The organism is Leptolyngbya sp. FACHB-36 (assembly GCF_014695955.1).
In the GTDB taxonomy this organism is placed as follows: Bacteria; Cyanobacteriota; Cyanobacteriia; order Leptolyngbyales; family Leptolyngbyaceae; genus FACHB-36.
This window is the reverse complement of sequence record NZ_JACJPG010000462.1, coordinates 1-9,828: the sequence shown is the minus strand read 5'-3', so window position 1 is coordinate 9,828 and position 9,828 is coordinate 1. Positions and strand designations below refer to the sequence as shown.

11 protein-coding genes and 1 pseudogene are annotated in these 9,828 nt (G+C 50.1%); 6 read left to right on the top strand and 6 right to left on the bottom strand.

Annotated elements, in window-relative coordinates; translation table 11 throughout:
- Positions 1-562 (bottom strand): annotated as a pseudogene (locus H6F43_RS13205) (polymerase); the annotation flags it as partial.
- Between the two features lie 220 nt (positions 563-782).
- Between H6F43_RS13205 and H6F43_RS13200 the strand changes: the two are divergent.
- Positions 783-1,322, top strand: coding sequence for a class I SAM-dependent methyltransferase (locus H6F43_RS13200; RefSeq protein ID WP_190343207.1), 540 nt, complete (start codon positions 783-785; stop codon positions 1,320-1,322).
- Positions 1,323-1,327: 5 nt separating this feature from the next.
- Here H6F43_RS13200 and H6F43_RS13195 read toward each other — a convergent pair whose 3' ends face one another.
- On the bottom strand, positions 1,328-1,492 hold the full coding sequence (locus H6F43_RS13195; RefSeq protein WP_190343206.1) for a hypothetical protein: 165 nt from the start codon (positions 1,490-1,492) through the stop codon (positions 1,328-1,330).
- Positions 1,493-1,526: 34 nt separating this feature from the next.
- Complete coding sequence (locus H6F43_RS13190; protein WP_190343205.1) at positions 1,527-1,838, bottom strand: hypothetical protein; 312 nt, start codon at positions 1,836-1,838, stop codon at positions 1,527-1,529.
- Positions 1,839-2,037: 199 nt separating this feature from the next.
- On the opposite strand from H6F43_RS13190, the gene H6F43_RS13185 reads away from it, so the two are divergent.
- The 5 genes from H6F43_RS13185 to H6F43_RS13165 all read left to right on the top strand — a co-directional run bounded on the left by H6F43_RS13185 (position 2,038) and on the right by H6F43_RS13165 (position 5,458).
- Positions 2,038-2,553, top strand: a complete 516-nt coding sequence (locus tag H6F43_RS13185) for an adenine phosphoribosyltransferase (RefSeq protein WP_190343204.1) — start codon at positions 2,038-2,040, stop codon at positions 2,551-2,553.
- Positions 2,554-2,642: 89 nt separating this feature from the next.
- Complete coding sequence (locus tag H6F43_RS13180) at positions 2,643-3,491, top strand: FkbM family methyltransferase (RefSeq protein WP_190343203.1); 849 nt, start codon at positions 2,643-2,645, stop codon at positions 3,489-3,491.
- A gap of 43 nt (positions 3,492-3,534) precedes the next feature.
- Positions 3,535-4,587: an ABC transporter permease gene (locus H6F43_RS13175; RefSeq protein ID WP_190343202.1), complete on the top strand. Its 1,053-nt coding sequence runs from the start codon at positions 3,535-3,537 to the stop codon at positions 4,585-4,587.
- Positions 4,588-4,597: 10 nt separating this feature from the next.
- Complete coding sequence (locus H6F43_RS13170; protein WP_190343201.1) at positions 4,598-4,900, top strand: hypothetical protein; 303 nt, start codon at positions 4,598-4,600, stop codon at positions 4,898-4,900.
- A 174-nt stretch (positions 4,901-5,074) separates the two neighbouring features.
- Positions 5,075-5,458 (top strand): hypothetical protein, encoded by a 384-nt coding sequence (locus H6F43_RS13165; RefSeq protein WP_190343200.1) that lies wholly within the window; start codon positions 5,075-5,077, stop codon positions 5,456-5,458.
- Positions 5,459-5,571: 113 nt separating this feature from the next.
- Here H6F43_RS13165 and rpsU read toward each other — a convergent pair whose 3' ends face one another.
- The 3 genes from rpsU to H6F43_RS13150 all read right to left on the bottom strand — a co-directional run.
- Positions 5,572-5,751 (bottom strand): 30S ribosomal protein S21, encoded by a 180-nt coding sequence (gene rpsU / locus H6F43_RS13160; protein WP_190343199.1) that lies wholly within the window; start codon positions 5,749-5,751, stop codon positions 5,572-5,574.
- Positions 5,752-5,997: 246 nt separating this feature from the next.
- Positions 5,998-7,263 carry a hypothetical protein gene (locus H6F43_RS13155; RefSeq protein WP_190343198.1) on the bottom strand — a complete coding sequence of 422 codons (1,266 nt, stop codon included), beginning with the start codon at positions 7,261-7,263 and terminating at the stop codon, positions 5,998-6,000.
- A 448-nt stretch (positions 7,264-7,711) separates the two neighbouring features.
- Positions 7,712-9,828: bifunctional (p)ppGpp synthetase/guanosine-3',5'-bis(diphosphate) 3'-pyrophosphohydrolase (locus H6F43_RS13150; protein WP_190343197.1), on the bottom strand; the 2,117-nt coding region annotated here is incomplete at its 5' end.

The following is a 9,828-nucleotide window of genomic DNA, read 5'->3' as shown; positions in this document are numbered from 1 at the left end:
TCGGAAACCAGTTGCGGAGTTCTAGTTGGGAGAAGTCGAACGAGAGTGGCACGCCGTAGGGTTGGAGCGATCGCAGTCGAGCCAGTTCTGGCAGCAGTGTTTGACTCGTCCACCCCGTCAAACTGACGATGATAAATGCCAGATTCAGATAGCCTTGAGCAACTAGCAGCCCGATCCGACGCGATGCAGACGGCAGCCACGAACTCAGCGCATAGAGGGCTGCCAGATAGCAAAACACGGTCCAACTGTACCATCGCGCTTGCATGGGAAACTCCGCTAGTCCAGACGAAACCACTAGCCCGACCACCAAAAGTCCCACAAGCCAGTCCAACCGATTTCTCATCCAGCGGAGTTGTCGTTGCCAGAGCAACCCCAGCAGCCACAGAACTGGGCAGATTAGCCCGACTTGCCAGATAAATACCCACGCCCACGACACTACAAGGCTATTGCTGTCTGGCAGCAGCGTGAAGAGTCCGTAGAAGAGTGCGGTTAACAGTGCCAGCAGGCGACCAGCATTCGGTAGGTCTGCTTTTTCATCTAGGTGTGTAACGTTTAGTTTCATCGTGAGATGCACGCCCCACGAGGTGGGAATAACTAATGAGTTTGAGCTTAAGTAGTGAACAATTGGACCAGAGGAATGAAGGTCGCGCTGATTTCGTTGCTCAATCTCTTAACTTTATTGCACAGAGCAGATGCAGTTTATTGAATTAACTCAACAAAGGTTGAGAAACCGCAGGAAGACCGTATTTCTTGAGACGTTCTCGCTAGAAAATGCAGCTAATTTGAGAATTTTAGATGTTGGTGGCGTTCCCTGGTCATCGTTCTGTAGTGATTTGACCCATTGCGAAGTTACTTACTTAAACGTGGTGGATTCGGAGAAGATTGCACCTCGACTGAAGCCAAATCAGCGCTACATTCAAGCAGATGCTCGTGATATTCCGATCGCCAGTTCTCAGTTTGACCTTGTATTCTCGAACTCGGTAATTGAGCACGTGGGAGACTTTGAAAGCCAGATGCAAGTTGCCAATGAGGTCCGTCGAGTTGGCAACGCCTACTGGATTCAAACACCCTACAAACATTTCCCGATCGAGCCACACTACAACTTTCCCCTCTGTCAATATTTCCCGCGATCAATGCAGCACTGGGTCTACAAGTCGTGGCGCTATTCCTGGTACAAAAAATATTCCCTGCCTTACGAAGAGATTTTTCTGTTAGATAAGCGGCAAATGCAGCAGCTATTTCCAGACGCGCAATTCTACTACGAACGCGTTGGATTTCTTACGAAATCAATTACCGCAATTAAGCGATTTGGGGACTATTGAGCCGTTTACGATCGCAGCTCCTCGATTTGAGCCACTTCTGTTACATCCATTAGCAATTGCATTTGTAGTTTGTGGCGCTGACTCTCTGTTGGCTCTCCGTCGTTGTAGGGCAGTTCGTCCTGCGCCAGTGGAACGGTAATGCCGAGGTACGCCAATTCAGCTGGGGTCATTATGAGTTTGCCGAGTTGAAGAGTGTGCGGCAGTTCAGGAATGCGGAATGCTTTCGGACGTGCAGAGCAGATCGATCGCCTGATCCGCGCTAATCAGCCGCTTCAAGACAACCTGCCCGATGCTCCTTGCAGAGGAATCGATCTGAGCCTGCACAGTTGGCTGCACTTCCACCATCAGCACGGCGTCCTCCACGCGATAGAGCCAGAGCTTTTCACCGTGCTCCCAGATGCAGAGATCCATACGGTTAATTTCTGGCTTGCGCCGCCAAGCTGTTTCGTTCCACAGCCCTCCGAGTTCCCAAACTCGACCGATCGCCCAGCCGTCTGATAGGAAGAAGTATTTCACAAGCGCTTCTAGATGCAGGGAATCTACTCCTACCTACAGTACGCGATGCAGCGCATGATGGCGCAATTCAGGCGGATGCACGATCGCTGCCGTCCCGCTCTGTAGCTCTGTAGCTTCGTTGACTGCAATCTAGCTGACAAAGGGGTGCAAGATGTGAGATAACGCAACAGTACTCCACCCTATTCTGCACCCCGGCATCATGGACATCAAAACACTGATTCGCGAAATTCCAGATTTCCCAAAACCCGGAATTCTGTTTAAAGATATCACCACCTTGCTTCGTGATGCCGACGGGTTGCGCTACACGATCGACCTGCTTGCCGAAAAATGCGCAGACTTGTCGCCGGATTTTATTTTGGGAATGGAGTCGCGCGGCTTCATTTTCGGGGCGCCCTTGGCATACAAGCTAGGGGCAGGGTTCATCCCCGTTCGCAAACCTGGCAAACTCCCCGCTGCTGTGCACGCGATCGACTACCAGCTAGAGTACGGCATGGATCGACTGGAAGTGCATCAAGACGCGCTTCATCCGCCTCACAGCAAAATTCTCATTGTTGATGATTTGATTGCTACGGGTGGCACGGCTGGTGCCACTGCTAAACTCGTCGAAAAGTCTGGCTGCCACCTCGTCGGTTTTGCCTTTGTAATTGAACTTAAAGATCTAGGCGGACGTCAGCACCTGCCTAAGGTTCCGATTGTTACCCTAGCAGAGTACTAGAATTAGTAATCAGCAATTGGTTGGGTTTACATCGTTAATTTTAAAGCGATGTAAACGGTACCTATCCCTAGAGCACGGCATCTCTATCCATGTCAAAAGAGTACACAATAGGACGCCATCGCCTTCTCTTACCGATCGATCACGCATTAGATGGCTATCAATCGACTTGGCGTCGGTATGACACTGCGTTGGCGTATATTGCCCAAGTTGTACTCCAGAAACATCCTAAAACGTCTGCTATTGATATTGGAGCAAACGTAGGAGATAGCGCTGCCCTAATTCAGCAGCATCAGGATGTTCCAACTCTCTGTGTGGAGGGAAATCCAGAGTATCTGGAGTACTTGGAGCACAATGCTGCCATTATTGGCAATGTTGAAATTGAGGAATGCTTTGTTGGTAATGATGGAACCATTGTCAATTTTGGAGAAATGCAGAGCCAGGGAGGCACAAGCTCGATCGTAAATGCACTAAATCCTGACGGTCTTTTCTTAACGGAGACGAAAAGTTTAGCGACAATTTTGCAAGCTCATCCGACGTTTCAAACCTCTAAACTGCTCAAAATTGATACCGATAGATTTGACTTTGTAATCATTCAGGATTCAATTCGTCTGATTCATCAATTGAAGCCAGTTATTTATTTTGAGTACGATATTTCTTTTAAGCCGGATGGAGCAAAAGAAGGGTTTGATACTCTCAGAATATTGATAGAAAACGGGTATGAAAAATTCATCGTTTATGATAATTTCGGCAACTATTTAATCAGCTTAAGTAGTCAAAATAACGCTCAAATTGTGGACTTAAACGCCTACCTGTTGTCCAACCGCTTTAAGAGTGGAACGCCAGCCGTTTATTATTTCGATATTTGTGCTTTTTGCCACGAGGATACCGATCTATTTGATAGAATCCGGTACATTGAGACCGATCAATCACCTGCATGAGTAGTCGCCTGATTCTCATTGCCACTCGCTATCCTTGCTCACTATGACGACCTCCTCAAAACAAAGCTGGCTCGAATCAAGCACAGATAGACTGACGGCGTTTCTAGGAAGTGAAACGTTCTCTTACATCATTAAGCGAGTGCTGCAAGCGCTATTGACTCTGCTACTGGCGTCTGCTCTGAGCTTTGTCGTGATTCAACTTGCACCTGGAGACTACCTGGACACGCTGAGGGAAAACCCTAAGATTTCCCCAGAACGCATTGAGCAGCTAAAGCAGCAGTTCGGCTTGGACCGTCCCTGGCATGAACAGTATTTCCGCTGGCTCTGGCAAATCGTGACGCAGGGGAATTTTGGTACCAGCTTTGTGTATCAACGATCGGTTGCCTCCCTACTGTGGGAGCGGGTTCCAGCAACACTGCTACTGGCGCTCTCATCGCTGGTGCTGACGTGGGCGATCGCCATTCCAATGGGCATCGTTGGGGCGGTCAACCAGAACCGCTGGAGCGATCGGGTTCTGCGCGTCATCAGCTACACCGGACAGGGGTTTCCTAGCTTTATCACGGCACTGCTGCTGCTGATTCTGGCGCAGAACACCTCACCGCTGTTTCCGGTCGGCGACATGACCAGTATCGACCATGCAGACCTGACTCCCCTCGGCAAAATCGTTGACATTGGTTGGCACATGATTTTGCCGACTATTGCCCTCAGCGTCACCAGTTTTGCGGGACTCCAACGCATTACCCGTGGAGAACTGCTCGATGTGCTGCGGCAGGATTATATCCAGACTGCCCGTGCTAAAGGCTTGCCAGAGAACAAAGTCATCTACGTTCACGCGCTGCGAAATGCGATCAACCCACTCATTACCCTGCTGGGCTTTGAGTTTGCCAGTCTTCTTAGTGGTGCCTTCATTGCTGAGTTCTTTTTCAACTGGCCTGGTTTAGGACGGTTAATTCTGCAAGCGGTGACGGCTCAGGATCTCTACCTGGTGATGGCAAGCCTGATGATGGGAGCGGTAATGTTAATTGTGGGCAACTTGCTAGCAGATTTGCTGCTGAAAATTGTTGATCCTCGCATCAAGTTGAGCGACGCAGGTTAATCAGTCCCCTATGTCTCAAACGTATTATCTGATTCGCTCGAAAGCCGATGGCAGCTATCTGGTGGCGCGGCTTCCGTCTTCAGATGGCGATCGCGATCCCCCTCAGCCTGGATACCTCTTAATGTTTAACGAGGACTATGAGGCGCTCAGCTACCTCAATACGCACGGTTCAGGGGTTGCCGATCGCTTTGCGATCGAGTCGATCGCAAGTGCTCAGCTGAGCAACCTGATGAACCGCTGGGGCTTTACAGGCGTAGGCATTGTCCAGGATCCGCTGCTGCCAAGAGTTGAGTTCCTGTCCCGTCAGAGCTAATTCGCAACGCATCCCCCATACGGTAGAGAGAAGTCGCTGTAAAAATCCTAATAGATCCCCCAACCTATAGATGCTAGAGGGGCGATCGATTTGAGTAGATGGGAAAGGTTCAGCAGAGATATCTCTGTTGAACGCTTAAACACTCTGAATTTCTATAGCTTGGAGGAAATTGGTATGAAATCTGTTCTAGCGGCTCTGCGCCCTCTGCGGTTCTTGCTATCTGTTTGCATCTGTGCTTTTCTACTGTTCTCTTATGCATTGCCTACATTTGATGCAGCGGCAGTTCCCCTAAAGGATGAGCCAGCAAAGAATGAGCCGAATCCATCGGCAAACAAGGCAGTGAAAGAGTACGAGCAAGTAGCACGAGATGCTCTGCATACGCCAGGCGGTCCTGGGCCAAACCTGGAAGAAACTCAGGCAAGAACTCAGGAAGGCGGACTGAACGAGGTGCAAGGCAGAGCAGGATTGGAAGAGATGAAGCGCCCTTCTAATTCTGGTGGCGTTCCTACGGTTGAAAAGAGCATCAAGAACGCCCTGGAAAAGGTGCAGGACAAATAGTCGCGTAGACAACTCAGTTAAACCAGCAGGGGCGCTCGATGATCGAGCGCCCCTGCTGTTAAGACATTTAAATATTGCTTTAGTGCTGATACAGCAATCGGTCAACTCATTGCTTAGTTATAGCGACGCTTACGCCGAGCCACGATCGCCTTGCGCTTCTTTTTTTCCAGTGGCGTTTCAAAGTGTCGATGCGATCGCAAATCTGCCAAAATCCCAGCTTTAGACACCTGCCGCTTAAACCGTCGCAGCGCCGAATCGATTCCTTCGTTTTCGCCAAGAACTACCTGGGTCATCCTAAGTCACTCTCCAAATACTGTACAAGTACAAAACGTCTAAACGTCTATCTGTGCTGAATAAAGACAAGCCGATTGTGGACCTGCTGTTGATCGCTTGCAGACTCGTCAAGTCATTGATGGTAGGAATACCAGCCTTGCAATGCATACCACTACAGGATCGCCGATCGAATCCGTAGACAGATCGCGCCATTAAAACCAACAATAGCATAAAACCGAATCGCTGACGGTTTTTGGTGTGATTGTCTAAGCAATCTGATTGATCACCGATAAGTCGATTGTACTGAAGTTGGTACTCAGTGCAATGTTAAGGTTCTCCATTACCTGCACTAACCACTGAACTGTCTCTCTAGAGCAAGATTCGTAGTGGTTAAACAACAGCGAAAACCGCTTTTCTAAGTAGGGTTTGATTTTGCGACACAGCAGCACAATTTTCAAAAGCAGCCCTGTTGTCAGCGTTGGTCCCAGATTCGCAATCAGGTCAACAAACACAAAATGCTGCGGCTTTTGCAAACTTTCAATCACTAAAAAATTGAGTAGCTGACTGCAGGTTCTAACCAGAAGAAAATCGTTGAGCTTTTGATGATTGATATCGGGCAGCGTGTTTCGGAGTTGGAGGTATAACTGGTTGTTAAACTGGCGTTTACCGTATGCAGGATCGATCGAGGAAGTAATGTACTGATAAAGGTCGTCCTTAAAGGCACGAAACGAGGGAGTTTGCTGGCTGTGTGTGAGAAATCGCTGTGCTACATCGCGGTAGGTTTCTGATCCTTGGGACTTTCCTACAAACTGCTTCAGTGCTCCATACAAGTCTCGATCGCTCAGCAGCGTTGGATTCTTAACCGGGTGCGGCAGCCGGGCAGCCGATTGAGAACCTTGAGCGAGTTGTGATCGGCGCACTTGATACGTTACATACTGAGACAAATCAATCTCGTACTGGCGCTGTGCCTTTGCTTGGAGCGATCGAATTGCCTGTTGATGTTCATGAGAACTGCCCTCAACCAGTAGGCAATGCTCGTATAAGTAGGGATAGCGACGAATCAGGGAACCGAGCGGCACACTGTCAGACACATCCGAAGTCTGATTAACAACGCAAGCCAACCGTCGCAGCGCTAGATATTGCTCACTCTCAACAAACTCCTGCACCAAACCGCGCAACCGACGCACATTGCGCGATCGACTGTACTCTGTCACGAGACGTGACGGCTCCGCTTCAAACACCGCCACTAGCTCTGAAATGGCGCTGTGGTACTGAGGGCGAGTCTGCCAGCGGTTAATCAAAATATGGCAGCAGCGATTGAGCACGAAGCGAAACTCTTGCTCAGCAGACTTGGAGGCAGCAATTTTATCGAGCGCCGCTGCAATGCTGGCATCCGAATAGCCCACACCCTCAATGAACAGGGTGCGGAAGCGATCGACCAACTGGCTTGGCAGTTCTGTCTGCACCAGATGAAGCAAGTGGTCGTACAGGGCTTGCTCTTCGCAATCAATGGCTCTACTTTGATAAGCCATCTAGGTACTCACCGTAGGTAAGGCTCCTCAGCCTAAACATTAGAATAAGCAGGCTCATAGTGAATCGATGCTATCCCTGAATAACGGTATTTTTTTGACACGATCGCTCAACTAGCCCGCGGAGCCTAATTCGATCGCAACAGGCATAATGTCAAAGTTGCGCTTCTACACTAGAGCAAGTTGGGCAACAAACACCGCATCAGAGACAACCGAATGCCTCAAAGCATGATTCTGAAGTTGAGTTTTTTCCTCTACTTCTATCAATAGCAAATGCCAATCGGTACTGGTTTAAAGTTTCTGTGAACGCACGGACCCTGTATGCAAACTTTGTAACAGAATACCCTGAACACTACAGCGAGACGACGAGGCACTCCGAACGGTTCCCGCACGTCACGTAGAGGCACGAATCGTCCTTAGCAGAGCCTTGCAAGGTGCAGTGATGGATCAGCTAGTCTTCAACCTGGCTTAATCGACGCAAATTCAGCACATCGCTGAGCTTCTTAATTTGAGCAAAGGTGCGCTCAAGCTGATCGTGGTCACGTATATCAATTCCAAGGTCAATCAGCGCTGTTTGGTCGGGGTAAGTTTTTACCTGGGCATTGCGGACATTGATGTTGTTATCAGTTAGGCGCGAGAGAATATCTTTCAGTACGCCCACGCGATCGATCACCTCAATCTGAATGTCCACAGGATAGGTCTGCGGGCGTCCCTGCTCTTGCTCTGTTGGATTCCAGCGCACCGGAACCAGACGATCGCCAGAGACCTTTTCCACATTTGGGCAACCCTGACGGTGAATTGAAATACCGCGACTGCTGCGCGTGACCACGCCAATAATTGGCTCACCGGGGACCGGAGTGCAACACCCTGCCATGTGGTACAGCAGCCCTTCCACTCCCAGAATAGGGGACTTGCTGGATGGCTGAACTGGAAGCGGCTTGATTGGAGTGGGCAAGAGGGCAAGCTCGTGGGGAGCGCTAGACGCCATACTATCCAGCACTTTAGCCAAGGGCTGCTGCGCTTTAACCGCTTCACGCAGACGGTTAAGCGTCATATTCAACGTCACTTCCCCGTAGCCTAACGCTGCTAGCAAATCATCTACACTGTGGTAGTTGCAGCGCTCAGCGGTTGCCTGCATTGGAACAGATTTCAGCAGTGCTTCAAAGCCGTTCTTGCCCAGTTCCCGCTCCAGCATGTCGCGTCCACGGGCAATATTTTCTTCCCGGTGCGATCGCTTATACCACTGACGAATCCGATTCCGCGCTCCTGGCGTTACAACAAAGTTGAGCCAGTCCAAGCTGGGACGAGAATTCTTCTGAGTAATGATTTCCACAATATCGCCGTTCTTCAGCGGCGTATCCAGTGTCACCATTCGTCCATCGACCCGTGCTCCAGCACAGTGGTTGCCAACCTCGGTATGAATTCGGTACGCAAAGTCTACTGGCGTTGCACCCCGGCTCAGCGGCACAACATCGCCTTGTGGCGTAAACACGTAAACGTCGCCGTCGAACAAGCCATCTTTAATGCTTTCCAAGTATTCCTGGGCATCTTTGAGGTCGTTCTGCCAGTCCAGTAGCTGCCGCAGCCAGGTAAACTTCTCGTCGGTCGCGTTCAGTTGGCTATTGCTGCCTGCTTCTTTGTACTTCCAGTGGGCGGCAATTCCGTACTCGGCGATGTGGTGCATTTCCAGGGTGCGAATTTGCACTTCCAGGGGTCTGCCCGCATTGCTAATCACTACAGTATGCAGCGACTGATAACGATTAGGCTTGGGCAATCCAATGTAGTCTTTGAAGCGACCGGGGATAGGTCGGAACATGTCGTGGACAACGGCAAGCGCCCGATAGCACTCATCATTGGTGTTGACGATGATCCGAATCGCAGCAACGTCATAGATCTGGCTATAGCCCTTTTGCTGCCGCTGCATCTTTTGGTAGATGCCATAGAGGTGCTTGGGGCGACCGCTGACTTCAGTAAATGGAATACTAATTTGGTCGAGGCGCTGCTTCAGGCTGTCAGCAATGTCTGTAAGCTGAGTTTCACGATCGATCCGCTTGTCCGCAACCAATTCTTGAATTTCGCGGTAGGACTCCGACTCTAAATACTTGAACGACAGATCCTCAAGTTCCCATTTAAAGCGCCCGATTCCCAATCGGTTTGCCAGCGGCGCAAAAATTTCTCGCGTTTCTAGCGCAATGCGTCGCCGCTTTTCGTCCGCTAGATGCTCCAGGGTCCGCATATTGTGTAGGCGGTCCGCCAGCTTGACCACAATGACACGAATGTCCTGTGCCATTGCCAGAAACATACGACGAAAATTTTCTGCCTGCCGCTCAGTTTTGCTGGAGAAATTAAACTTCGACAGCTTGGTGACCCCTTCTACCAGGGAACGCACCTCCGGACCAAACCGCTGCTCTAGCTCCTCAGGCGTTACTTCTGTGTCTTCAACGACATCATGCAAAAACCCCGCTGCGATTAGAGCGCTACCTCCACCTAAGTCGCGCAGTAAGCCCGCAACAGCAACCGGATGCATGATGTAGGGTTCACCGGATGCGCGACGCTGCCCTGCATGCA

Bases quoted from the DNA above. Each gene is read 5' to 3' on its own strand.
- H6F43_RS13195 (WP_190343206.1), bottom strand. From the start codon at position 1,492: ATGACCCCAGCTGAATTGGCGTACCTCGGCATTACCGTTCCACTGGCG.
- H6F43_RS13185 (WP_190343204.1), top strand. From the start codon at position 2,038: ATGGACATCAAAACACTGATTCGCGAAATTCCAGATTTCCCAAAACCC.
- H6F43_RS13180 (WP_190343203.1), top strand. From the start codon at position 2,643: ATGTCAAAAGAGTACACAATAGGACGCCATCGCCTTCTCTTACCGATC.
- H6F43_RS13175 (WP_190343202.1), top strand. From the start codon at position 3,535: ATGACGACCTCCTCAAAACAAAGCTGGCTCGAATCAAGCACAGATAGA.
- H6F43_RS13170 (WP_190343201.1), top strand. From the start codon at position 4,598: ATGTCTCAAACGTATTATCTGATTCGCTCGAAAGCCGATGGCAGCTAT.
- H6F43_RS13165 (WP_190343200.1), top strand. From the start codon at position 5,075: ATGAAATCTGTTCTAGCGGCTCTGCGCCCTCTGCGGTTCTTGCTATCT.
- rpsU (WP_190343199.1), bottom strand. From the start codon at position 5,751: ATGACCCAGGTAGTTCTTGGCGAAAACGAAGGAATCGATTCGGCGCTG.
- H6F43_RS13155 (WP_190343198.1), bottom strand. From the start codon at position 7,263: ATGGCTTATCAAAGTAGAGCCATTGATTGCGAAGAGCAAGCCCTGTAC.